The organism is Casimicrobium huifangae (assembly GCF_009746125.1).
GTDB lineage: Bacteria > Pseudomonadota > Gammaproteobacteria > Burkholderiales > Casimicrobiaceae > Casimicrobium > Casimicrobium huifangae.
Genome location: NZ_CP041352.1, coordinates 332,727 through 356,323, shown reverse-complemented (window position 1 = coordinate 356,323; position 23,597 = coordinate 332,727). Strand labels below are relative to the sequence as shown.

The 23,597-nt window shown below is 62.9% G+C and carries 22 protein-coding genes; 8 read left to right on the top strand and 14 right to left on the bottom strand.

The window, feature by feature from the left end; all coding sequences use genetic code 11:
• Positions 1 to 41 precede the first annotated feature (41 nt).
• The 5 genes from FKL89_RS01630 to FKL89_RS01610 form a co-directional block, all read right to left on the bottom strand.
• Positions 42 to 893: a helical backbone metal receptor gene (locus tag FKL89_RS01630; RefSeq protein WP_156860981.1), complete on the bottom strand. Its 852-nt coding sequence runs from the start codon at positions 891 to 893 to the stop codon at positions 42 to 44.
• A gap of 93 nt (positions 894 to 986) precedes the next feature.
• Complete coding sequence (locus FKL89_RS01625) at positions 987 to 1,634, bottom strand: thiol:disulfide interchange protein DsbA/DsbL (protein WP_162527354.1); 648 nt, start codon at positions 1,632 to 1,634, stop codon at positions 987 to 989.
• A gap of 115 nt (positions 1,635 to 1,749) precedes the next feature.
• Positions 1,750 to 2,346, bottom strand: coding sequence for an SPOR domain-containing protein (locus FKL89_RS01620; RefSeq protein ID WP_162527353.1), 597 nt, complete (start codon positions 2,344 to 2,346; stop codon positions 1,750 to 1,752).
• An 11-nt stretch (positions 2,347 to 2,357) separates the two neighbouring features.
• Positions 2,358 to 3,989, bottom strand: a complete 1,632-nt coding sequence (gene argS, locus FKL89_RS01615) for an arginine--tRNA ligase (RefSeq protein ID WP_156860978.1) — start codon at positions 3,987 to 3,989, stop codon at positions 2,358 to 2,360.
• 200 nt (positions 3,990 to 4,189) lie between these two features.
• Positions 4,190 to 4,663, bottom strand: coding sequence for an Lrp/AsnC family transcriptional regulator (locus FKL89_RS01610; protein ID WP_238363456.1), 474 nt, complete (start codon positions 4,661 to 4,663; stop codon positions 4,190 to 4,192).
• A 138-nt stretch (positions 4,664 to 4,801) separates the two neighbouring features.
• Here FKL89_RS01610 and aceE point away from each other — a divergent pair, with 138 nt between their 5' ends.
• On the top strand, positions 4,802 to 7,534 hold the full coding sequence (gene aceE / locus FKL89_RS01605) for a pyruvate dehydrogenase (acetyl-transferring), homodimeric type (RefSeq protein WP_420361132.1): 2,733 nt from the start codon (positions 4,802 to 4,804) through the stop codon (positions 7,532 to 7,534).
• Here aceE and FKL89_RS01595 read toward each other — a convergent pair.
• On the bottom strand, positions 7,531 to 8,253 hold the full coding sequence (locus FKL89_RS01595) for a DUF2087 domain-containing protein (RefSeq protein ID WP_156860977.1): 723 nt from the start codon (positions 8,251 to 8,253) through the stop codon (positions 7,531 to 7,533). The genes aceE and FKL89_RS01595 overlap by 4 nt on opposite strands.
• 99 nt (positions 8,254 to 8,352) lie before the next feature.
• A complete protein-coding gene (locus FKL89_RS01590; protein ID WP_156860976.1) occupies positions 8,353 to 8,559 on the bottom strand; it encodes a hypothetical protein in 207 nt (68 codons plus the stop codon).
• Here FKL89_RS01590 and FKL89_RS01585 point away from each other — a divergent pair.
• Positions 8,558 to 9,367 carry a BglII/BstYI family type II restriction endonuclease gene (locus FKL89_RS01585; protein ID WP_156860975.1) on the top strand — a complete coding sequence of 270 codons (810 nt, stop codon included), beginning with the start codon at positions 8,558 to 8,560 and terminating at the stop codon, positions 9,365 to 9,367. The genes FKL89_RS01590 and FKL89_RS01585 overlap by 2 nt on opposite strands.
• A gap of 3 nt (positions 9,368 to 9,370) precedes the next feature.
• Here FKL89_RS01585 and FKL89_RS01580 read toward each other — a convergent pair whose 3' ends face one another.
• Together FKL89_RS01580 and FKL89_RS01575 are read right to left on the bottom strand one after the other, a co-directional pair.
• On the bottom strand, positions 9,371 to 10,024 hold the full coding sequence (locus FKL89_RS01580) for an MT-A70 family methyltransferase (RefSeq protein WP_156860974.1): 654 nt from the start codon (positions 10,022 to 10,024) through the stop codon (positions 9,371 to 9,373).
• 43 nt (positions 10,025 to 10,067) lie between these two features.
• Complete coding sequence (locus FKL89_RS01575) at positions 10,068 to 11,231, bottom strand: Gfo/Idh/MocA family protein (RefSeq protein WP_156860973.1); 1,164 nt, start codon at positions 11,229 to 11,231, stop codon at positions 10,068 to 10,070.
• A gap of 242 nt (positions 11,232 to 11,473) precedes the next feature.
• Between FKL89_RS01575 and FKL89_RS01570 the strand changes: the two genes are divergently transcribed.
• A complete protein-coding gene (locus FKL89_RS01570) occupies positions 11,474 to 11,875 on the top strand; it encodes a hypothetical protein (protein ID WP_156860972.1) in 402 nt (133 codons plus the stop codon).
• Positions 11,876 to 12,100: 225 nt separating this feature from the next.
• Here the strand turns inward: FKL89_RS01570 and FKL89_RS01565 are convergent, their stop codons facing one another.
• A complete protein-coding gene (locus FKL89_RS01565) occupies positions 12,101 to 13,732 on the bottom strand; it encodes a peptide chain release factor 3 (RefSeq protein WP_156860971.1) in 1,632 nt (543 codons plus the stop codon).
• A 196-nt stretch (positions 13,733 to 13,928) separates the two neighbouring features.
• On the opposite strand from FKL89_RS01565, the gene FKL89_RS01560 reads away from it, so the two are divergent.
• Positions 13,929 to 14,453 carry an EF-hand domain-containing protein gene (locus tag FKL89_RS01560; RefSeq protein WP_156860970.1) on the top strand — a complete coding sequence of 175 codons (525 nt, stop codon included), beginning with the start codon at positions 13,929 to 13,931 and terminating at the stop codon, positions 14,451 to 14,453.
• A 15-nt stretch (positions 14,454 to 14,468) separates the two neighbouring features.
• Positions 14,469 to 14,798: an EF-hand domain-containing protein gene (locus FKL89_RS01555; RefSeq protein ID WP_156860969.1), complete on the top strand. Its 330-nt coding sequence runs from the start codon at positions 14,469 to 14,471 to the stop codon at positions 14,796 to 14,798.
• Positions 14,799 to 14,801: 3 nt separating this feature from the next.
• Here FKL89_RS01555 and FKL89_RS01550 read toward each other — a convergent pair whose 3' ends face one another.
• From FKL89_RS01550 to FKL89_RS01535, 4 genes are all read right to left on the bottom strand, one after another.
• Positions 14,802 to 15,890, bottom strand: coding sequence for a 3-deoxy-7-phosphoheptulonate synthase (locus FKL89_RS01550; protein WP_156860968.1), 1,089 nt, complete (start codon positions 15,888 to 15,890; stop codon positions 14,802 to 14,804).
• Positions 15,891 to 15,934: 44 nt separating this feature from the next.
• Positions 15,935 to 16,813, bottom strand: a complete 879-nt coding sequence (locus FKL89_RS01545; protein WP_156860967.1) for a D-hexose-6-phosphate mutarotase — start codon at positions 16,811 to 16,813, stop codon at positions 15,935 to 15,937.
• 144 nt (positions 16,814 to 16,957) lie between these two features.
• Positions 16,958 to 17,725: an SDR family NAD(P)-dependent oxidoreductase gene (locus tag FKL89_RS01540; protein WP_156860966.1), complete on the bottom strand. Its 768-nt coding sequence runs from the start codon at positions 17,723 to 17,725 to the stop codon at positions 16,958 to 16,960.
• Positions 17,726 to 17,758: 33 nt separating this feature from the next.
• The gene (locus tag FKL89_RS01535) at positions 17,759 to 18,667 is read right to left on the bottom strand and encodes an SMP-30/gluconolactonase/LRE family protein (RefSeq protein WP_156860965.1); all 909 of its coding nucleotides are present in this window, start codon (positions 18,665 to 18,667) and stop codon (positions 17,759 to 17,761) included.
• Between the two features lie 77 nt (positions 18,668 to 18,744).
• Here FKL89_RS01535 and FKL89_RS01530 point away from each other — a divergent pair, with 77 nt between their 5' ends.
• The 3 genes from FKL89_RS01530 to FKL89_RS01520 are packed head-to-tail and all read left to right on the top strand — an operon-like array spanning position 18,745 to position 23,595.
• Positions 18,745 to 20,490 carry a dihydroxy-acid dehydratase gene (locus tag FKL89_RS01530; protein WP_156860964.1) on the top strand — a complete coding sequence of 582 codons (1,746 nt, stop codon included), beginning with the start codon at positions 18,745 to 18,747 and terminating at the stop codon, positions 20,488 to 20,490.
• 5 nt (positions 20,491 to 20,495) lie between these two features.
• On the top strand, positions 20,496 to 21,326 hold the full coding sequence (locus FKL89_RS01525) for an HpcH/HpaI aldolase family protein (RefSeq protein WP_156860963.1): 831 nt from the start codon (positions 20,496 to 20,498) through the stop codon (positions 21,324 to 21,326).
• Between the two features lie 49 nt (positions 21,327 to 21,375).
• Complete coding sequence (locus FKL89_RS01520) at positions 21,376 to 23,595, top strand: glycoside hydrolase family 31 protein (protein WP_156860962.1); 2,220 nt, start codon at positions 21,376 to 21,378, stop codon at positions 23,593 to 23,595.
• The last annotated feature ends 2 nt before the right edge of the window (positions 23,596 to 23,597 follow it).

Sequence of the window (23,597 nt, the reverse complement as noted above, 5' to 3'; positions counted from 1 at the left end):
GGCCTGACTGGCTAATTGGCTACAAGTCGACTTTCACCGTTTCAGGCAATAAGACCTTGCACAGCGCGGCTCGGGGCTGAAAGTTGCTCGTGTCTGCGTCGCAAATCAGCGAGGTACTTGAGCCCGGCAATTGCCCGCACGCCGTACCAGCTGGTCATTTCACCGTCGATCAGTTCGATCGGCTGCTGCAGGTGCAGATCGTCGCGCAGCGCGGCGATGTGGCCGTCGTCGAACAGATAGGGCTCGGTGGACAGAAACACGCGATCAGCGTTACGCCAGACGCTGTCGTCCGCCGCGATCTCCGGGTAGCGCTTCTCCGCCTGCATGGGCAGCGTTTTCCAGCCGACGGTGGCCAGCATCGCGCTGACGTAGGTGTCGCGCGAGACAGTCATCCACGGGTTCTTCCAGATCAGGTACAGCACAGTTTCGGCCGCACGCGTGGCGCCGACGTTGCGCGCGTTGGCCAGGGCGGCGGCAAGCTCGCGCGCGAGGCCGAGCGCGGCATCTTCTGCGCTGAAGACATGCCCGAGCAGCGCAAACAGCGTGGCGTTCTCCTCCGGCAGCAGCGGGTGCGTCACGATCACGTTCGGGATCACGCGACGCAGATGGTCAACGGTGTCCTTGCGGTTTTCGTCGATGTTGACGATGACGTGCGTCGGCTCGGTGGCGATCAGCTTCGCCACATTCACGTCCTTGGTGCCACCGACCTTCAGCACCTCGCGCACGCCCTCCTCGGGGTGAATGCAGAAGCCGGTGCGCGCGACTACACGGTCGCCAAGCCCCAGCGCGAACAGCGTCTCGGTGATCGATGGCACCAGGCAGGCGATGCGCAGGCGGGCGGGGGAGTGGAAGCGCGCGTGGCGCAGGCCAATGGCATCGGGCAGATGAGTCATCGCACCGAGATGGGGGCGGCGCTGCAAAGCAAAACCCCGGAAAGCAAAAGGCCGCCGGTGTGACGCGGCGGCCTTGCTGTGCTGCGGGCGGAACTACTTCTTGTTGCGCTCGGCGCGTGCCTTGGCGATCAGGAAGTCAAGCGCGGCCGGTACATCCTTGTGCTGGCCCTTGAGCAGGTGCGGCTGCAGTTTGAATTTGCCGTCGATGAAGAGCATCGGAACGCTGTCCACCTGGTAGTTGCCGGCCAGCGTCTTGGCGCGGTTCATCTTGCTGTTGACCGCGAACGAGCCCCACATCTCCTGCACCTTCTTGGCGTCAAGACCGTTGCTCGCGGCCCAGTCGAAGAACACCTTCTCTTCGTTCAGCTTGACACCGGCGCCGTGCAGCGACGAGAACACCTTGCCCGACAAGTCCTCGCGACCGAGCCCTTCGAGCGTGTAGTAGATCTTGCCCAGATTCACCCACGCCGGCTGGAAGGCCACCGGAATGCGCTTGAAGCTGACGTCGGCGGGGACTTTCTTGATCCACGGGCCGAGGTATTCCTCCAGGTCCTTGCAGTGCGGGCAACCGTAGCTGTAGAACTCGATCACTTCGATCTTGGCGCCCGATTCGATCGCCTGCGGTTGTTTCAGGCGGAGGTAATCCTTGCCTTCCGTCAGCTGCTCTTGCGCACCAGCGGTGACCGATGCGGCCATGAAGCCCAGTGCCAGCCATTTGAGGGATTTGACCCAGCGAACCATGTTGTCTCCGTATTCTTGTGTTGTCTGTTTGGGGTAGCAGTTGCCTGTGACTAACGGGCAGGGGGTTTGGTTCGCCGACAGCGCCATTCGATGACACCCCGGCGACCAGCGGCGGTCAGGGCTTGACCACCGTCACTTCGATGCCCTGACGGGCGAGGTCGCCGCGCACCTTGCCGGCTTCGTCCGGGTCGCGATAGGGGCCGACGCGGACGCGATGCACAGTGCCTTTGTCCGGCACGTCGGCCGATTCGATCTTTGCTTCGTAGCCCAGCATGGCAAAGCGGGCACGTTGATTCTCGGCGTCCTGCTTGTTGGCGTAAGCGCCCACCTGCAGCCAGAGGCGCCCGCGCGGCTCGGCGCTGGGCGACGGCTCGGGATCGGCTGGCTTGGCCGGTGTTTTGGCAGCGGCGTTCGCGGCCGGCGCCGCAGGCGTGCTGGTCGAGGCAGCGCCCGGCTGCACGATGCGCTCGGCGTCGGGCTTGTTTTCGTCCTTCGCCAGCGCACCGGTCTGGCCGGTGGGTTTGGCTTCGGTTTTTGCCTCGGACTTCGGACGGATCGGGTCCAGCTTTGGCGGCGGCGTGGTCTCGGGGCGGAACGGCGAGGCGCTGTAGATCCAGATCGCCAGTACACCCGCCACGACCAGACCGACCACAAAGCCGATCAGGCCACCGAAGAGAAAACTCGCTGTCTTGTTCTGCGGGGAAGTATCCACGGCGCTGATTCTTACATTTTCTCGGGCGCCGAGACGCCCAGCAGTTGCAGGCCATTCTTCAGCACGCGGGCGGTGGCGGCGGCCAATGCGGTACGCGCTGCGCGCAATGCCGGGTCCTCCACGCGGATACGCTCGGCGGCGTAGTAGCCGTGGAACGCTGCCGCGACTTCACGCAGGTAGTACGGCAGCAGATGTGGCGCGAGGTCGCGCGCGGCGGTGGCCAGCAGGGCGGGGTAGTCGGCCAGTTTGGTCGCCAGTGCCTCAGCCTTTTCGTGCGTGAGCAGGCCGAGATCGGCCGCGCGCAGCGCCTCGTCGCTCACCGCTGCCTCGCGCAGCACCGAGCAGATGCGGGCGTGCGCGTATTGCACGTAGTACACCGGGTTTTCTTCGCTTTGCGACAGCGCGAGGTCAATATCGAAGGTGAATTCGCTGTCGGCCTTGCGCGAAACGAGGAAGAAGCGCACGGCATCCTTGCCGACCCACTCAATCAGCTCGCCCAGCGTGATGTAGCTGCCGGCGCGCTTGCTGATCTTCACCTCTTCGCCGCCGCGCATCACGCGCACCATGCTGTGCAGCAGGTAGTCCGGATAGCCCTTGGGAATGCCGGCATCCATCGCCTGCAGACCGGCGCGCACCCGTGTGATGGTGCCGTGGTGGTCGGTGCCCTGAATGTTCACCACCTGCGTGAAGCCGCGTTCCCATTTGGTAACGTGATACGCGACGTCGGGAACGAAGTAGGTGTAGCCGCCCGTCGCCTTCTTCATCACGCGATCTTTATCGTCGCCGAAGTCGGTGGTCTTCAGCCACAGCGCGCCGTCCTGCTCGAAGGTGTGGCCCGAGGCCTTGAGGCCGGCGACCGTCTTGTCGACGCGACCATCGGTGTAGAGCGAGCTCTCGAGGTAGTAGCAGTCGAATTTCTTGACGCCGAAGGCCGTGAGGTCCTTGTCCTGCTCATTGCGCAGCACGTTGACGGCGTAGCTCCGGATCGCGTTGAGATCGTTGACGTCGCCGCCGCGCTCCAGATACGCCTTGCCGATCTCGACGATGTAGTCACCGCGATAGCCATCCTCCGGCCACAGCGCGCTGCCCGGCTCCACGCCCATCGCGCGCAGCTGCACCGACCGTGCGAGGTTGTCGATCTGGTTGCCGGCGTCGTTGTAATAGAACTCGCGATGCACCGTGCAGCCCTGCGTCTCCAGCAGGTTGCACAGGGTGTCGCCAAGGGCGGCCTGACGCGCATGCCCGGTGTGCAGCGGCCCGGTCGGGTTGGCCGAGACGAATTCGACCATCACCTTCTCGCCCTTGCGTGCGGTGCTGGTGCCGAACGCGTCGCCGAGCCGCAGCGCATCGGCCACCGCCGAGAACTTCGCCGCAGGATTCAGTCGGATGTTGATGAAGCCGGGGCCAGCGATGCTGACCTCGCTGACCATCGCATTCGGCTGCGCGTCCAGCGTTGCCTTGAGCAGGGTCGCGACTTCGCGCGGGTTTTTGCCCAGCGGTTTCGCCAGTTGCAGCGCAATATTGGTTGCCCAGTCGCCATGCTCGGCCTGCTTCGGGCGCTCCAGCGCAGGGACGGCGGTGTCGGAGAGGTTTGCTTTGCGAATGGCCGAGGTCAGCCACTCGATCAATTGTTCTTTTTGCATAGCCGCAATTATCCCAAGCGGCGGCGCGGCGCCATCCTGCATGCAAACGCCACGCACAAAAGCAGTGGCTTTTTGATGAAAGCCCCGTTCTATATGGGCTCAAAGCCTGTTTTCTGCAAATATCGACTTCAACACATTTATTAGCTTAAGCCCAATTGCTATGCGGGTTAGCTGAAAAAGCTGTAGGCGCGTGCAAACCGTTACGCTGCCCGCACCGGCAGCGCCGTCTTGTAGCGCACCTGCTTCAGCGTGAAGCTTGATCGGATTTTTTCGATGCCGGGGATTGGGCTCAGTTGCTCAAGGATGAATTTCTCCAGCGCCTGGATGTCGGCCACCACCACGCGGATCAGGTAATCGCTGTCGCCGGTCATCAGGTAGCACTCCATCACCTCGTCGTGCTCGGCGATACGCGATTCGAATGCGGCCAGCGCCGATTTGCTCTGTTCCTTGAGGCTGATCGAGATGAACACATTGAGCCCAAGCCCCAGCGCATGCGGGTTGGCAATGGCCACGTAGCGGTCGATCACGCCGCGCGTCTCGAGCGCCTTCACTCTCGCCAGACAGGGCGAAGGCGACAGATTCACCCGGCGCGCGAGCTCGACATTGGTGAGCGAGCCGTCCTGCTGCAACTCGCGCAGGATGCGCAAATCAATGGTGTCCAGATGGTCTTGCAATTCAATGCGCCGCTTTCTTTGCTGTTATCAGCATTAAATGCCTGATCACGGCAAAAGCAAAGCGCTTTCAACAGCACCTGCTGCCTTCCGCCCGGCACAATTTCGTGGCTCAATCCCGCCTCTCCCTGGATTGCCACGATGCTCATGCCTACCCCACCCGAACTGCTGCAAGCCACCGCCGACAGTGACCCCGCCGAAACCCGGGAATGGCGCGATGCCCTCGATACGCTGGTCGCCGCCGCCGGGCCGGAGCGCGCCCGCTTCATCCTTGACCGGCTGGTGGAGCATGTGCGCGCCACCGGCATCGCCTGGCGACCGGAGCTGGCGACGCCGTATCAGAACAGCATCCCGGTGCAGGCACAGCCCAACTTTCCGGGCGATCTCGCTATTGAGGAGCGGCTGGCCTCGCTGATGCGCTGGAACGCGCTGGCGATGGTGGCGCGGGCCAACGCGGCCTATGGCGAGCTGGGCGGGCACATCGCGAGCTACGCTAGCGCGGCGGATTTGTTCGAGGTCGGCTTCAACCACTTCTTTCACGCCCGCAACGACGCCACTGGCCACGGTGGTGACCTCGTGTTCTTCCAGCCGCACAGCGCGCCGGGCGTCTACGCGCGGGCCTTTCTCGAAGGTCGCCTGAGCGAGAACGATCTCAACTACTACCGCCGCGAACTGGGCGCCCGTGCCGCCGGTGCGCGTGGCCTGTCGAGTTATCCGCATCCCTACCTGATGCCCGACTTCTGGCAGTTCCCGACTGGCTCGATGGGAATCGGCCCGATCAGCTCGATCTATCAGGCGCGCTTCATGCGCTATCTCAGCCATCGCAATCTGCTCGACTGCGAGGGCCGCAAAGTGTGGGGCGTGTTCGGCGACGGCGAGATGGACGAACCGGAGAGCATGAGCGCGCTCACCCTCGCCGCGCGCGAAGGGCTCGACAACCTGATCTGGGTAGTCAACTGCAATCTGCAGCGGCTTGACGGCCCGGTGCGCGGCAACGGGCGCATCATTGACGAGCTGGAAAAACTCTTCAGCGGCGCTGGCTGGAACGTGATCAAGCTGCTCTGGGGCTCGGACTGGGATGGCCTCTTCGCCCGCGACGAATCGCACGCGCTGCTGCACACCTTCGCGCAGACGGTGGACGGGCAGATGCAGACCTTCGCCGCCAACGACGGCCGCTACAACCGCGAGAACTTCTTCGGCCAGAGCGAGGCGCTGCGTCGTCTGGCGCAGGGCATGACCGATGAGCAGATCGACCGGCTGAAGCGTGGTGGCCACGACATCGTGAAGATCTACGCCGCCTACGCCGCCGCCGCACAGCATCGCGGCCAGCCCACGGTCATCCTCGCCCACACCAAGAAGGGTTACGGCATGGGCAGCGCCGGCCAGGGCAAGATGACCACCCACTCGCAGAAGAAGCTCGACGAAACCGCGCTGATCGAATTCCGCAACCGCTTCAACTTGCCGCTCAGCGATGAGCAAGCCACCTCGCTCGCGTTCTACAAGCCCGCGAGTGACAGCGTCGAACTGCGTTACCTGCAGGACCGGCGCGCGAAGCTCGGCGGCTACCTGCCCACCCGGCAGACGGCTGCGCAGGCACTACCCGTGCCTGCCATCGCTTCGTACGCACAGTTCGCGCTCGCGCCCGACGGCAAGGAGATGAGCACCACCATGGCCTTCGTGCGCATGCTGGGCAATCTGCTCAAGGATGCGACACTCGGCCCGCGCATCGTGCCGATCGTGGCCGACGAAGCGCGCACCTTCGGCATGGCCAATCTGTTCAAGCAGGTCGGCATCTATTCCAGCGTGGGGCAACGCTACGCGCCGGAGGACATCGGCTCGGTGCTCTCCTACCGCGAAGCACTCGACGGGCAGATTCTCGAAGAGGGCATCAGCGAAGCAGGCGCCATCTCAAGCTGGACGGCAGCGGCGACCAGCTACAGCGTGCATGGCTTTGCGATGCTGCCGTTCTACATCTATTACTCGATGTTCGGCTTCCAGCGGGTGGCAGATCTGATCTGGGCAGCGGCGGACCAGCAGCCACGTGGCTTTCTGCTCGGCGCGACATCGGGCCGCACCACGCTCGGCGGCGAGGGCTTGCAACACCAGGACGGCACCAGTCACCTGTGGGCTGCAACGGTACCCAACTGCAAGGCCTATGACCCGGCGTTTGCCAGCGAGATGGCCGTCATCATCGATCACGGCATGCGCGAAATGCTCAGCGAACAGCGCGACGTTTTCTACTACGTCACGCTGATGAACGAGAACTACGCGCAGCCTGATCTGCCCGACGACAAGCGCGATGGCGTGATTCGGGGGGCGTATGTGTTCGCCGAGTTCGCGCCGACGGGTGTTCATGGTTCGACATGCTCACCACGAACGGAGGGTGTGGGGAGCGCGGTGCCTGGTCCGGCGTCTGTCGATGGGTCACCACGACCGGAGTCCGTATCTCCCGTTCGTGGTGAGCCTGTCGAACCACACCGTGGCCAGCACGCCACGCTGCTCGGCTCCGGTGCCATCCTCACCGAAGTCATCAAGGCGGCGCAGCAACTCGCAGACGAAGGCGCTCACGTGACAGTCATTAGCGTCACCAGCTGGAGCGAACTGGCGCGCGACGGCATGCGTTGCGATGCGGACGACACGCTCACGCCCCACCTGAGCGACCTGCTCGCCCGCACACAGGGGCCGGTGATCGCCGCCACCGACTACGCGCGGCTGGTGCCGGAAAGCGTTCGCGCGTGGGTGCCTGCAGGGCGACGCTACGTCACGCTTGGCACCGATGGCTTTGGCCGCAGCGACACCCGCGCGGCGCTGCGTGACCACTTCGGCGTCGATGCCGTGCACATTGCTGCGGCGGCACGACGCGCGTTGCGCTAAGCCTCGCTCGTTGCTGCGACGGCGGTGGTCTGACGTCGCGCCGAGCCCGGCGGCAGCGCCTCCTGCGTCTGCTCGCGCAGCGCGCGCAGGAAGGCACGCACTTCGTCGCTGGCGCGCACGGGTTCCTTCCAGTACTCGCTGCAATCCGGCTTGCGCCCGAGCAGCTTCATGTTGATCAGCTCACGACGCAGCGTGGCGTGATCGCCATAGGTGGCCCAGGTGTTGAGCACCGCGTTCACCTCGCGCTCGGTGTAGGTGCGGCGCCCATCGAAGCGCTGCCACAGCGCCCACATCGCCACACGCTGCACGGCGAATTTGTGCGGCCAGCGGCTGAGCCGACCGCGTTCGTCGAACTGCGTGAGTGCCTTGCTGGCATGCGCGGTCAGCGACGCGTCGAACGCCCCGGCGGGCAGCACGTTGGCGGGTGGCGATGCGGGCTGCAGCGTTGCCGCTGCACGCAGCGCCTGATAATTGCGATGCCCTGCCGCGCGCGCCAGCCAGTTCAGCAATTGCACATGCGACGGCAAGGTTGCCGCCTGCGCAAACGGCGCGAGCTGTTCGCGCAACGACTTTGCCAGCGCGCTCAGGTTGTCAACATAGAGGGGAATCGCACGGTCGTCGGCCTTGGTGCGCGGATTGGGGCGCGCATTGGCGCTAGGGCGCGACGGGGCGGGAGTGATGGTGTGTGCTGCGTCATCCGCAGCGAGAAGCGTGGACATGAATGAGCCTGCCTTTCAGGTTTTGAAATTGGCCAGGGCGACAAAAACGCTGGGAGCTCCCCTTCCAGCACGACCCGGCGCAAGCAAAGCGTCAAACAGTCAGTGCAGAAAAACGATCGGTGCTGCCGCCGCGCAAAGCGTGTTGATCAGCGAGTGAACGATCAGCAGGTTTAGCAAAGCCGAAGCGGGAACTTCGGCCGGGAACGTCTGGGTGAACTGCAGACCCGGGGCGAATGATAGCGCGGACGGCGTGTCACGCCGCGCTTTGACCCATTGCGCCCAATGGTTGAGTAAGATCCACGACATGACAAGACTTGCAGTTGATCCAATATCAGCGCTCGAAGAACGGGGCTTCGACATCCAATATCTTTCTCACGCCAAGTCAATTCTGTTCGGCGAATTTGGTGAGCAGGTACACGAATTGGCTGCTGTGCTTTCTGCGCTATCTCTTCCGATGACTGAAATCATTGGATCAGGTGGTGGTGAGACCAAATTTACGCAACGAACAAGAAAATCACTCGACGCCCGGGGTTGGAAGAAGCACAACTTTGTCGTTGCAAAATCAATCGATGGGCTCGAACGCGAAGCGACCTCGCACGAGGTTGACCACGTGCGGACGGTGCCGGGCGTTGGCACAATAGGTTGTGAAATTGAATGGAACAACAAGGATCCGTTCTTTGATCGAGACCTGGAAAATTTCAAACGTTTGCACGCGGACGGCGCCATCAGTGTTGGCATCATCATTACTCGGGGAAGTAGTCTCCAGTCGAAAATGATGGAACTGGTCCGAAGGTTTGCTAGTGAACGCAACATCGTCAACTTTGCTTGGCTGGCTGCTGCGGGCGTTGAACCGACCCCGAAGCAACGGGCGCACATCAGTGACAGAGCGAACAGGGCAAAAGACCCTATTGATTTCGCCGAAGCCTGGACAAGCAACTTTGTGTCAAACAAATTTGGTGCAGCAACCACGCACTGGGAGAAATTGCAGGCGCGAGTGTCGCGTGGGGTAGGCAATCCTTGCCCACTGCTGTTAATCGGAATACCAGCTTCGATTGTGGTTTTCGATAACGCGACTGTGGAACAGTTGGACGAGGAGAATTCTCCGTCGGAGTAATAACTACCCGAGCGGCAGACTATCCTGCTGGCGTTGTGAGTGATTGCGATACGTTGGCCAAGTCGGCGAATAGGATTCGTCCGCTTGATTGCCCCAGATGGCCCAACCAGGCCGCGTTCCTCGCGCGAATAGCTCCAAATACGGCCCAGGGCTACAGGACTGGATCAATTCGTATTGTTCGTCGGGCTTTCGGCTGTGTTCGCGCTTGCGCGTGCCCAGATAGTTAACTTGGGTTCTGCCAGGCTGCAAGGTACGAGCATTTTTGCCGCGTACCCCAAACAGAAGTAGCTCCGTAACGTTACGAAAGTAAAAACCTACGCCGCGCCCATCGCTACCACCATCTTTGCGAAGTTTGTGCCACACGATGTTCGACTTGTAGTTAAACCCCCAAGCCTGCATTACAGCAAGTCCATCAGGCAACAGCGCGTTGGGAACCCACAAATACAAATGCGCCGTCTCTTCGGCCGCGTCCGCTACAGGCAGCCCCTTTATGTCGTCGAGCGTCATCGTCCCGTAACGATTCAGCCGCTTGTGCTCCGGAGCGACCTTTCCAGTACGGTTCTGGAATTGCCAAGGCGGATCAGCAAGAACAGTTTTGAATCGATTGCCAGCAACGAACGCCGAGAATTCGCATGCGGGAGATTTATGTGGATCCATACAGCGATTCTAAGTACTTTCCCGGCAATTGTGTAAACACTGTTTACGTTCCAATCCATCTGCCACCCGCCGCATGCGAGGCAATGCAAGCCTCAATAAACCGCATGCTCTCCACACCGTCATCAATCGTCGGAAAACTCACCTGCGCGAGCGGCGCGCCCGCGTTGCGCGCGTGGATGGCTTCTGCGGCCTCGCGGTAGAGATTGGCGAAGGCTTCGAGCAGGCCTTCCGGGTGGCCGCGCGGCGTGCGGCTGAGGCGGGCGATGTCGGCGGGCAAGCCTGGATCGCCACGACCGACGGTGCGCGCGGGCTCGCCTTCGATGTTGAGGTGCAGATAGGCCGACTGGCGGTGTGACCAGTCGAGGTGGCCGCGTTCGCCGTAAACACGCAGACGGATGTCGTTCTCGCTGCCGGCGGCGGCCTGCGTGATGGTGTATTGCCCGCGCGCACCACCGGCAAAACGCAAGTTGGCGAGCACGGTGTCGGTCACACTTCGGCCCGGCATCAGCGCGCCGACGTCGGCGCTCACCGCCTCAATCGCAAGGCCAGCAACATTGCAGGCCAGATGCTGTGCGTGACAGCCAATCGCCGAGAACACCAGCGCGAGTCCGCTGCGATCAGCGTCAAACTTCCAGCGCTGGCTGTCGGTCATCGTGCCCTGTTCGATGGGCTTGGCGAGACCGCTCTGGATGTATTCCACCTGCACAAAGCGCACCGGGCCGATCACGCCGTCGGCGACGAGCTGCTTGGCATGACGCGTCATCGGGTACGCCGAGTAGCCGTGCGTCACACAGAACACGCGACCCTTCGCGCGGGCACGAGCCGCGAGGTCACGCGCTTCGGCGGCCGTCGTGCTCACCGGCTTGTCGCCAATCACATCGAGTCCCGCATCAAGCGCAGCAGCAGCAAAGGAATAGTGAGTATCGTTCGGCGTCATGATCGTCACCGCCTCAATGCCATCGGTCCGCTGCGCCTCTACCGCCAGCATCGTCGCCACATCCACGTATCCGCGCGCCGGGTCCACTCCCACCGCCTGAGCCGCCGACGCTGCGCGCTCAGGATGCGAAGAAAACACCCCCGCCACTACCTGCCAGCAGCCATCCAGCTGCGCCGCACGACGATGCTGACCGCCGATCCATGACGAGGGGCCGCCGCCGATGACGGCGAGGCGGAGGGGGCGATGTGATGTTTTGGTCGCGTTGTTCATGGTGTTCTCAAAGCTCAAACGTGGAGTTCAATATATGTAGTTTGTGCACCACTAGTTCGCAATTTCCATATTGATCCCTTGCAACGACAGTGTGCACTTTGATACTCGTCCTACACCGCTTGAGCATATGGTTTCCCCAATGTCTTCGCGCTCAATGCCCATATAAGATCACTGGGTGCGAGGGGGTTGTCGGTCGGCGCACTTGATAAGTTTTTACCTCACGACCGCAGAGGAAATTTGTAATGACAACTTTTGGGTTAAACGCGCTAGCTGCGTTGGTTGGAACAGCCGCGCTGTTGGTACCGCTTGTGAGCGCAGCTCAGACTGCGCCAGAGAAGAACACCTGTTTGTTCTACGAAAACACTGACTACAAGGGCAAGCATTTTGGGCTGTTCAAGGGCGATGCGCTTACGACAAAGCCCAATGTGAAGCCTGAGAGTGTTTACAAGCAGGGCTTCAAGGGGCGCGTTTTTATGCAACCGGAATGGCACGGAAAGGTGTCATCCGTGAAGGTTCCCAAAAGCTGCAAATTGATCGTGGTGCTTGCGTCGGGTAAATATGCTGACGCCATTGACAAGGATATTCCGAAGTTCAGTGCCCAATTCAACGACAACGGCGTTGGCTTCGGTTGCACATGTAACTAGTGATCTCGTCCACCCGGACGAGATGCCAGCCAGACCACCTTCGGGTGGTCTTTTTTTTTTGCGAACCGAGACCTGCTGAAACGGCGTAGAACGGGCACTGCCAGCTATTCCGCTGTCTGACCCTCCGACAAGCTCAGGGCGAATGGCGCGGTGAGCACAATTCGCCGCATACCACCTTACCACTCTCCCTGGTCCTCTCCCGCACGGGGAGAGGGGACACGTCCGCTACGCCGCCTGCTCCAGCTTCAACCCTGCGTGCTCGCGCAGCGGATGAAACTGAATCTTCGGGTGCCGTTCCTGCGTCAGGCGCAGGTCGTAGTTGGACGTGAGCAGATAGGCCAGCGTGTTGGCTGCGTCGTAGGCGAGCTTGGTGGCGTTGTAGTCCATGAATTTCTTCATCTCGGCTGGGTCGTCGCACGTAACCCAGCGGGCGCCGACGAACTGGCTGCCCTTCAGCGCGATCTCGGCCTTGTACTCGGTGGACAGGCGATGCTGCACTACTTCGAATTGCAGCTGCCCGACGGCGCCGAGCAGCATCAGCGAGCCGAGCTGTGGCTTGAACACCTGAATGGCGCCCTCCTCGCCCAACTGCGCGAGGCCCTGCTGTAGTTGCTTGCTCTTGAGCGGATTTTTCAGTTCGACGGTCTGAAACAGTTCTGGCGCAAAGAACGGCAGCCCGGTGAATTGCAGGCTGGCACCGTCGGTGATGGTGTCGCCAAGCTGCACGCCGCCGTGAATGGTGAAGCCGATGATGTCACCGGCGTAGGCTTCGTCCACCGCTTCGCGGCGTTGCGAGAGGAAGGTCACCACGCTGGTCGGGCGCATCTCCTTGCCGCTGCGCACCACCTTGAGCTTCATGCCTGAGGCGTACTTGCCGGAGCACACGCGCACAAAGGCGATGCGATCGCGGTGCTGCGGGTCCATATTGGCCTGCACCTTGAACACCACGCCCGAGAAGCCTTCCGAATCCGGCGCAATCTCGGTGAGAGAGCCATCGGCGTTGCTCGATGCGCGTGGGTGCGGCGGCGGTGCGAGGTCAACCAGCGCGTCGAGCACCTCCTGCACGCCGAAGTTGTTCACCGCAGAACCGAAGAACACTGGCGTTTGCCTGGCGGCGAGAAAGGCCTCGCGGTCGAACACGGGCGACACGCCGGAGAGCAGCTCGATGTTCGCCATCGCGTGCTCGAAGTCGGCGCCGAAGCGGGCCTTGAGGGTGGCAGTGTCGGACAGCGGAATCTCTTCCGCGGCTGACGCCTCGACAGTATCCTCGCCGGGCTGGAACACCCGCATGGTCTGCGTGCGCAGGTTGATGATGCCGCCGAAGGCTTTGCCCTGACCAACCGGCCACGTCATCGGCACGCAGGGCATGCCGAGCTCCGCCTCAATCTCGTCGAGCAGCTCGATCGGGTCGCGGCCTTCGCGATCCATCTTGTTCACAAAGGTCATGATCGGCGTATCGCGCTGGCGGCACACCTCGATCAGGCGCTTGGTCTGCGCTTCCACACCGTTGGCGGCGTCGATCACCATCAGCGCGCTGTCAACGGCGGTCAGCACGCGATAGGTGTCTTCCGAGAAGTCGCGGTGACCCGGCGTGTCGAGCAGGTTGATGACATGCTCGCGGTAAAGCATTTGCATCACAGAGGACGCGACCGAAATGCCGCGCTGCTTTTCGATCTCCATCCAGTCGGACGTGGCGTGACGGCTGGCCTTGCGCGCCTTGACGCTGCCGGCGACGTGAATGGCGCCCGAGAACAGCAAAAGCTTCTCGGTCAGCGTGGTTTTACCGGCGTCGGGGTGCGAAATGATGGCAAAAGTGCGGCGGCGCGCAACTTCGGCCGTGTGCGGCGTGGCGGTCACAGGAAACTCTGAAACAGCTGGAAACCCTTGATTTTACGGAACTTATGCGCTTTTGTCGGACCCAATTGCAGACGGGTGGCGCGGCGGGAGTCGTAATCATTTGTAACGCCAATGTCGCTTTGTCCGCCACCGCTGCGTCTAATCCGTTAACCAAGCCATCGGGACAGTTTGCCCGAACCGAACAAGGAGTTTTCTGATGAACAAGTTGATCGCTCTCGGCGCCGCAGTACTCGCGGCCGTTGCCGGCACGGCAGCCAACGCGGATGGTGGCAAGCATTTCTATCGCGGCCCGGTGGTGGTCGGTGGTGGCCACGTGCGCCCGGCCTACGTGGCTCCGGCGCACAACTATCGCCCCGGCTACGGCCACGGCTACTGGCGTCCCGGTTACTGGCACAGCGGCCGCTGGATCGCGCCGGTGTTTGTGGCGGCCGCCATCGGTGGCATCGCCTACGCAGCGACCACACCGGTTTACGCTGCACCAACCGTTACCTATGTCGCTCCGCCGGCACCGGTCGCTTATGGCTACGCCAGCCCGATGGCGGTGAACGTATCGCCGATGGCTGCCGATGGTTTTGATTACGCTGACGTCAACCGCGACGGTTTCATCACCTATCAGGAAGCCGCTGTGCACCCGCACTGGCAGCGCAATTTCGGCTTCATCGACCGCGACCACGACGGTTATCTGACGCGCGAAGAAGTCGCCGGCTGGCGCACGCACTAGACGTCTGACGGCCCGATGACGATCAAGTCAGCCTCGATCAGAACAGCGCAGGTCACTGCGCTGTTCGGCATTGCATTTGCGCTATCGGTGCCTCTGTCCAGTTCGGCGGTCGGCGCCCCTGGCGACCCGATGGCACGCAAAAGTGCAATGGCGCGTGCTGACCGTGATCGCGATGGTGCCCTGACCCGTGCGGAGGCCTGTGCCGGCAAAACGCCGCGCATCTGCAAGCGTTTCCATCTGATGGACCGCAACCACGATGGCGTGGTCACCCGCGCCGAGATTCGCGCGTATCAGCAGGCAAAGCGGGTCACGCGGCCACCGGTCGCGGTGGCCCCCAGTCGCTAGCGCCTACTTGCCCGCGCGCCGGCGGCGTACTGCGTCGGCCAGCTCTGAAAGCAATGGCCCTGTCTGCTCGAAACTGATGCAGGCGTCGGTGACTGACACGCCCCACGCCAGCGGCTGCCCGGCCACGATGTCCTGCCGCCCCTCGTGCAGATGGCTTTCAATCATTACCCCGACCACACGCTGATCGCCTGCCGCGATCTGCTTCGCCACGTCGCTGCCCACTTCGATCTGCCGGCGGTGCTGCTTGCTGCTGTTGGCGTGCGAGAGGTCAATCATCACTTGCGGCCGCAATTTGGCGGCAGTCAGTGCGTCGCAAGCAGCCTGCACTGAAGCCGCGTCGTAGTTCGGCTGCTTGCCGCCGCGCAGGATGACATGGCAATCGCGATTGCCGCGTGTCTCGAACACGGCCGCCTGCCCCATCTTGGTCATGCCCATGAAGGCGTGGCTGGCCTGTGCCGCAAGCACTGCATCGACAGCAATCTTCACGCTGCCGTCGGTGCCGTTCTTGAAACCGACCGGACACGACAAGCCACTGGCAAGCTGACGATGGCTCTGGCTCTCGGTGGTGCGGGCACCAATTGCGCCCCAGGTGACCAGGTCGCTGATGAACTGCGGGCTCAGCAGATCCAGGAACTCGGTGCCGACCGGTAGCCCCGCAGCGAGCACATCAAGCAACAGGCGGCGGGCCATCTCCAGCCCCTCGTTGATGGCGAAGCTGCCGTCGAGGTGCGGGTCGTTGATGTAACCCTTCCAGCCCACCGTAGTGCGCGGCTTCTCGAAGTAAACGCGCATCACGATCAGCAGATCGGCAGCATGGGCGTCGGCTTCGGCTTTCAGCAGGCGGGCGTATTCCATCGCTTGATCGTGGTCGTGGATCGAGCAGGGGCCGACGATCGCTAGCAGCCGGTCGTCATGGCCATGCAGGATGCGCGAGATTGCCGCGCGGCTCGTTTCGACCAGTTGTTCTGCCGCTTCTGGCACCGGCAATTTCTCGTCCAGCAGCGCGGGCGTGAGCAGCGGGCGCACGCGCGCGATGCGGGTGTCGTCGATACGGGTGGTGTCGTGAGTGGTGTGGTCGTGGGCAGAAGTCATGGCTAAGCTGCACGGCGTATCGGTGGCCGCATTGTGTTTGCGCGCTAGTGGTTGGTCAGCGCGCTGCAGGTGATGGTTTGTTGCAGCACATGCGAATCATCGGTGCCAAGTTCGATCACGTCGTTGCCACAGTTGGCGGCTTCGAGGCAGACATACTGCTTCCAGCCGTCGCCCGGCAGATCGGCGAAGGTCTTGATCCATTCGCTGCCGGGGTTCCACACCACCAGCGTTTTGCTGCCGCCAGTGGTGAGGGTGATCTTGCGCTGCGCCGCCGGGTCGATCAGCTCGAAGCGGTTGCCGGCGTTCATGTAGATGCGGTCGCTGCGACCGGGGTCGCGCGGGCCGTGCAATTGCCAGTCGCCGCTTTGCCGGTGCTCGTTGAAGTCGTCGAACTTGTCGGCGTAGGTTAGACCGTCGAGCCCGGTCACGCGGATACGCTCGGCATCGCCAACACGGAAGTAGGTGTGCAGCGCCTGCGTGAAGCGCACCGTCTGCTGGCTCAGGTTGACTGTGGTCAGCGCCTGCTCCAGCGCGCGGCCGATGCGCATGGTCAGCATCAGGTTCATCGGCACTTCGCCGAACTCCGGCGGCGCCATCGCCAGCACGATCTCACCATCCGGATTTTGCTGTGCGTGCGTCACCTGCCACTGCGCAGTGCGCGCGAAGCCGTGCATCGGCGCATCGTCGGGCTGCCCCTGCTTGGCGAAGTACGGCCAGCAGACCGGGATGCCGCCGCGAATCGGGTCTGGCGGGCGTTTGGTGATGGGCGACAGCCAGAGCACGTCGTCAAACCCCTGCGGCGTCCACGACAGCACGTGGCCGCCGAACAGGCTGATGGCGGCGCGCGAGAACGGCGTGCTCACCAGCAGCGCGGGCAGGCCCTGAAATTCGCCGAAGCGGAGGCCGGGAATGGTAGCGGTCATGAGGGTTCAGCTTTTTATGTAAAGCCGCATCCGGACACGGCTCAAGCGTTGATTTATTGGCAAGTCAACTTTTGCAGATTTGGAACGTCAAGCCCAATGCTGACGCCATTTCCACCAAAAGTTGCCTGCCAATTCTCCTGAATTTCAGGAGATTCCGCCATCAACAATAAACGCTTGCCCGGAACAGCCGCGCGAATCGTCGCTGGCGAGGAACAATGTCATCGCGGCGACGTCCTCGGCGTCAAGCCGAAATTTGAGCGCCTGAGCGTCCAGAAACTCCTGCTCGAGTTGTGGCGTGACTACCTGCGCCATTTGCTTCGGGGTGCGGATGGCGCCGGGCACCACGCAGTTGACGCGGATGTTCCGCCCGCCAAGCTCCTGCGCCAGCGTGCGGGTGAGGCCGTGGATCGCGGCCTTGCTGGTGGTGTAGCTGACGAAGCCCGGGCGCCGGCGCATCCAGCTGACGCTGCCCATCATGATGATGCTGCCGCCGCTTGCCGATGCGGTCATCGCCTGCGCGGCAGCCTGCGCGCCGAACACCTGCGGACGCAGGTTGATGGCGACGTTGTTGTCCCAGTATTCGGGCGTCAGCTCATCGAATTTGTGACGCACGTCATTGGCGGCGTTGCCGATGTAGACGTCAAGGCGGCCATCGTGCGTCTTTGCGGCGGTGGCGATGGTGCCTTGCAGGGCTGCCACGTCGCGAATGTCGCAATGCCAGTAGCGCAGTCGCTCCTTCGCGTTTAGCCGCGCGCGAAGCGCGTTGGCTGCGTCGTCGTCGATGTCGAGAAAGCTGACCAGCGCCCCCTGGGCGACAAAGCCTTCCACCAGCGCGGCGCCAATGCCGGTGGCACCGCCGGTGACAAAGACATGCTTGCCACGCAGCGAGGGGTAGAGATTGGTCTGGCGCATGAGGGTTCTCCGCAGGGGGTTGCTTGACACGCACTAGCCGGCGTAGCGTGGTTCGATGATGCCCGGTGCGTCGCCGTCCGGCAAGCGCCACGCGAACAGGCCGCCGGCATACGGGTGCGCGGCAAGCTCGGCGTCGGTCATCCGGGTGCGGGCGGTGGTGATGTAGAGCGTGCGCAGATCGTCGCCAGCAAAGGTGCAGCAGGTGATGTTCGGGATCGGCAGTTCGATCACGGCGAGCAATTCGCCCGTCGGTGAAATTTTCTCAACACGTCCGCCTGCCATGATCGCCACATAGACATTTCCTTCGGCGTCCACGCAGGCGCCATCCGGGCGGCCGCTGGCAGGCTCGTAGCTGCGCAACTCGCGGCGGCTGGACGGGATGCCGGTGACGAGATCGTAGTCGAAGGCCCAGAGCACGTGGTTGGTGGTGTCGGCCAAGGTCATGCTGCGACCGTCGGGCGCGAAGGTGATGCCATTGGCGATGATGACGGGGTTGCACTGCGCACCGAAGCGGCCATCAGCATCCAGCCGGTAGACGATGCCGCCCGCCCGGTCGCGCGGCTCCCACATGGTGCCGGCCCAGAAGCGGCCAGCACTGTCGCAACGGCCATCGTTGAAGCGGGCCTTGGCCGGGTCGTAGTCAGGGCTGGCCAGCGGCGTGAAATCGCCGCCGAAGCGATCCAGCCGTGCATAACCCGAGCGCATGCCGCAGATGAAGCCACCGCGTTCGGCAAGCGCGAAGCAGCCCATCTCCTGCGCGAGCGGCATGGCGTCGTCACGCCCGGTCGCCGGGTCGTAGCGGTGCAGCTGTCGGCCGGGAATATCGACCCAGTAAATCAGCTTTTGCCGCTCGTCCCAGCGGATGCATTCGCCCAGCGTGGCGCGGGCGTCCAGCGCCAGCGTGGCCTGGTGGCGGCGGGGTTGAGCGGTTGCTTGAGTCATATAGATGATCTAGATGATATAGATGTTTAGGTGTTTTCTGTGCTATTCTCGCAATTCGCTTGTGGAGGAGCGTCCGCGTGAGTGATCCGGGAAAACGCATCGACCAATGGCGCAGCCAGCGCTGGCTGGCCGGCGACACCATGCGCGTGTTCTCGCATCGCGCGCGCCTGGCCCAGACCGGTTGGAACCGCAGCGACTTCATGGGTCGCCCAGTAATCGGCATCATCAACACCTGGAGCGACATTTCCACCTGCCACTCGCACCTGCGCGAGCGCGCGCAGAAGGTGCGTGAGGGCGTGCTGCGCGCCGGCGGCTGGCCGATCGAGCTGCCCGCGATGAGCCTGGGTGAAGTGTGGGTGAAGCCCACCACCATGCTTTACCGCAACTTTCTGGCGATGGAGACCGAGGAGCTGATCCGTTCGCATCCCATCGACGGCGTGGTGCTGATGGGTGGCTGCGACAAGACGACGCCGGCGCTGCTGATGGGCGCTTTCTCGTGCAACCTGCCAGCGATTTTCATCCCGGCAGGCGCATCGTCCAATGCGTCGTTCAAGGGCGAGAAGGTCGGCACTGGCACCCACACCATGAAATTCTGGAACGAGCGCCGCGCCGGGCGACTGCCGGACGACGACTGGCAGGAGCTGGAAAGCTGCATGACACGCAGCCCCGGCACCTGCAACACCGCTGGCACAGCCACCACGATGACGGCGGTGGCTGAGGTGCTCGGCTTCTCGCTGCCCGGCGCCCATTCGATCCCGGCGGTGGATTCGCATCACCCGCGCATGTGCTCAAAGGCGGGCGAACGTATCGTAGCCATGGTGCTTGAGGACCTTAAGCCGCGCGACATCTGTACCGAGGCCAGCTTTCACAATGCGGTGAAGACGGTGCTCGCGATTGGCGGCTCGACCAACGCCTGTGTGCATCTGCCGGCAATGGCGGGGCGCCTCGGCATCAAGCTGCCGCTTTCGGTGTGGGAGCAATACAACCGCGAGATTCCGGTGCTGGCGAACCTGATGCCGGCAGGTACGGCCCTGATGGAAGACTTCTTCTTCGCCGGCGGTTTGCCCGCCCTGCTGAAGCAGATCGCTCCGCATCTCGACACCAGCTGCCGCAACATCACCGGCGGCACGCTGGGCGACGTCATCAGCAACGCAGAAATATTCAATGCGGACATCATCCGTCCGCTGGACAATGCGGTATCGAAGGAAGCTATCGCCGTTGTAACGGGCAATCTGGCGCCGCGTGGCGCCGTCATGAAACCGTCCGCCGCATCGCCCCACCTGCTCAAGCACAGTGGGCCTGCCGTCGTGTTCGAGAACTTTGCCGACATGCAGGCGCGTATTGACTCGCCCGATCTCGACGTCAGCAAAGACTCGGTACTGGTACTGAAGAACGTCGGGCCGGTCGGCGCACCGGGCATGCCCGAGGCCGGCAACCTGCCGATCCCGAAGAAGCTGCTGGAACAGGGTGTGCGCGACATGGTGCGCCTTTCCGACGCCCGCATGAGCGGCACCCACTATGGCACCTGTGTGCTGCATGTCTGCCCGGAGTCCGCCGTGGGCGGACCGCTGGCCTTGGTGCGAAATGGCGATCTGATTGCACTCGACGTCGCAGCCCGCAGCATCACGCTGCAAGTGCCAGTGCAGGAGCTCGACCGCCGTCATGCCGAGTGGCAACTAGCGCAGCAGGCCGCCCCGGCTGCGCGACGCTACCGTCGAAGTTATGCCGCGCTTTACCAGCAACACGTGACGCAAGCCGACGAAGGGGCTGACTTCGACTTCCTGCAAGGCGCAGAATTGCTGCCCGAGCCCACCATTTTCTAACCATCATGGCACTGCACAACACCTTCAAACATGCCCTGCTCCAGCGCGAGCGCCTGATCGGCGGCTGGTTCATGTCAGCTTCGCCGGTTGTTGCCGAGCTGATGGCGAATGCCGGCTACGACTTTCTGGTCATCGACATTGAGCACTCCACCGCCAGCACGCATGACCTGCACGGCTTGCTGCAGGCCTGCGCCGCCTCGCAGACACCAGCAGTGGTGCGCATGGCGTCGCACGACAAGACGCAGATCAAGTTCGCGCTCGACATCGGTGCGCTATCGCTCTACTTCCCGATGGTGAACACGGTAGACGAAGCGGTGGCGCTGGCCCGCGCCTGCCGTTACCCGCCGTTCGGCGATCGCGGCTTTGCGCGCATGCACCGCGGCAGCCGCTACAACACAATCGGCGACTACTTCGAGCGCATCAATCAGGAAGTGTGCGTCATCGCGCAACTGGAAACGCCGCAGGCGATGGCCGCCGCGATGCAGATTGCTGGGGTGCCGGGCATCGACGGACTATTCGTCGGGCCGGGCGATCTAGCGGTCGCGCTGGGCCACGGCGGCAACGTGATGCATCCACAGGTGCGCGAGCTGATGACCGAAGTCGGTGGCTTCTGTCGCCGCGCCGGCGTGCCATTGGGCACGGTGATGCCGACGCCGGAGACGGTATCGTGGGCGTATTCGGTGGGCTACAACTTTGTCTCGCACGCGAGCGATCTCGGACTGCTGATGGGTGGCGCAAAGGCTGGCGTGCAGCGCATCCGCGAACTCTCCGTTGATGCCCGCATGACTGATCCGCCCACGCAAACGGCGCCGACCTCGGCGCCTGCGGCCTACTGAATCCAGCTTCAACATTTGCAATCGTCGGTGATTTGCTCATTTCCCCGTTATGGACTTCACGCAGTTTGATCGCCTCATTTCCCTGACGCCGGCGTCGGCCTCTCCCAACGAGGCTATCGCCACCACACTTGATGGCCGCAAGGTCACACTGTCGGTCGCGAGCTTTGGCGAGGGTGTCGTGCGGGTGCGCATGAATGCGTCCGCGAAGCCGGACTATGGTCTGCTGCTCGCGCATGCAGACGACACCGTCGCGACAACCGATGGCTCGTCGCTATCGATCGCCGCCGGTCGCGCTGCGCTGACGCTGTCGAGCGATGCCACTCACCCGGTCGGCCTTGCTCTCAACTGGCGCGGCAAGCCGCTGCTGACCAGCCTCACCGATGAGCACTTCCGCGGCATGGCGAAGCCACTGGAAGCCACGCGCATCGCTCCGTTCGGCATCGCCGTCGGCATGACGGTCGCAGCTTTTGCGCTGGCGTCAGACACACCGGTATACGGCCTTGGCGAAAAGGGCGGCGCGCTGAACAAGCGCGGGCAGCTGGTCAGCTCCCGTGTTGAGGACGCGCTGGGTGTCAACACCGATCTGTCGTACAAGAACACGCCGTTTGCCTGGGCCATTACCCCGCACGGTTGCTGGGGTGTGCTCACGCATACAACAGTGGACGTGATGCATGGCGTCGGTTATGCGCAGTGGTCGAATCGCAGTTACGCAGTGGTCAGCAACGAGTCGGAGCTGGACCTTTTCTTCATTGCAGCGGATACACCAGTTGGCGTGCTGGCCGCCTATCACCGGCTGACCGGCAAGCCGGAGAACGTGCCCCTGTGGTCGCTCGGCGCCTGGGTCAGCCGCGCCTACTACCGCGACGAAGCCGACATCATGGCCACCGCGAACGAGGTGCGCGAGCGCCGCTTTCCAGCGGACGTGATCACCTTCGATGGCCGCGCCTGGCAGGACACGCCGACCCGCTTTCACTTCAACTTCGACCCGTCGCGCTATCCCGATCCGAAGCGTGTGATTGACCAGCTCAAGGCGCTCGACTACAAGATTTGCTGCTGGGAGTATCCGCTCGTCTCGATCAATCACCCCGAGTACGGCAACTACTTGCAGCGAGGGTATTTCCTCAAGCGCAGCGACGGCAGCGAACTCGTGTTCGAGTGGGACACTGGCAAGAAAACCACGCCGTTTGGCCCGACGCTGACGCCGCTGCCGCCGTCCGGCCTGGTGGACTTCACCAACCCTGCGGCTTACGCCTGGTGGCGCGATTCGCACCGGGCGCTGTGGGCGGTCGGGGTTGACACCATCAAGAGTGACTTCGGCGAGCAGGTGCCTGCTGATGCGCTGGCGCACAATGGCGACACCGGTGCCCGCGTGCATAACGTCAACGCACACCTTTACAACCGTTGCGTCTACGAGGCGTCGCTGGAAGCTCATGGCGACGAGGCCTGCGTGTGGGGCCGCGCCGGGTGGATTGGTTCACAACGTCATCCGCTGCAATGGGGTGGTGATCCGCAGAGTGATTGGGAAGGGTTGGCCGCCAGCCTGCGTGCCGGCATGAACCACGGGCACTCGGGATCTCCCTTCCATGCCACCGACGTCGGCGGCTTCTACGGGGCCACGCAGCCGGAACCTGCACTCTACTTGCGCTGGGTACAGGCCGCCATCTTTGCATCGCATTTCCGCATTCACGGCATCGGACCGCGCGAACCGTGGGCGTTCGGCGCTGAGGTTGAGCGTATCGCGCGCGAGTTCTTCGAGATTCGCTACAAACTGTTGCCCTATCTGCGTGGTGCCTGCGATCTGGCAGTGAAGATCGGTTTGCCCGTGATGCGCTCGATGGCGCTGTCGCATCCGGACGATCGCGTGGCGCGCGCCTTCGAGACGCAGTTTTACTGCGGGCCGCATCTGCTGGTGATGCCGGTACTCAACCGCGACGGCGACGTCGAAGGCTACCTGCCGGAACACGACGGCGGCTGGTACGACCTGTGGAGCGGCATGCATGTCGATGGCGGTGAAGTGGTCAGCCTCAACTACGATCTGGAACGCATCCCGGTCTTCGTCAAGGCCGGTGTCGCCCTGCCAATCGGCCCGGTCGTGCAGTCGACACGACCGCTCGAAGGTCTGACGCCGGTCGTCGCGGTCGCGGAGTTCGGTCATGCTGCAAAAAGTGGCTACGCCGTCTGCGCCCGTGGCGACGCACTCAAACGCGATGGCCAGTATTGGCGTAGCTATGGCCAGCGTGTGGGCCACGTGCGGCGATTCGCCGAGTGACC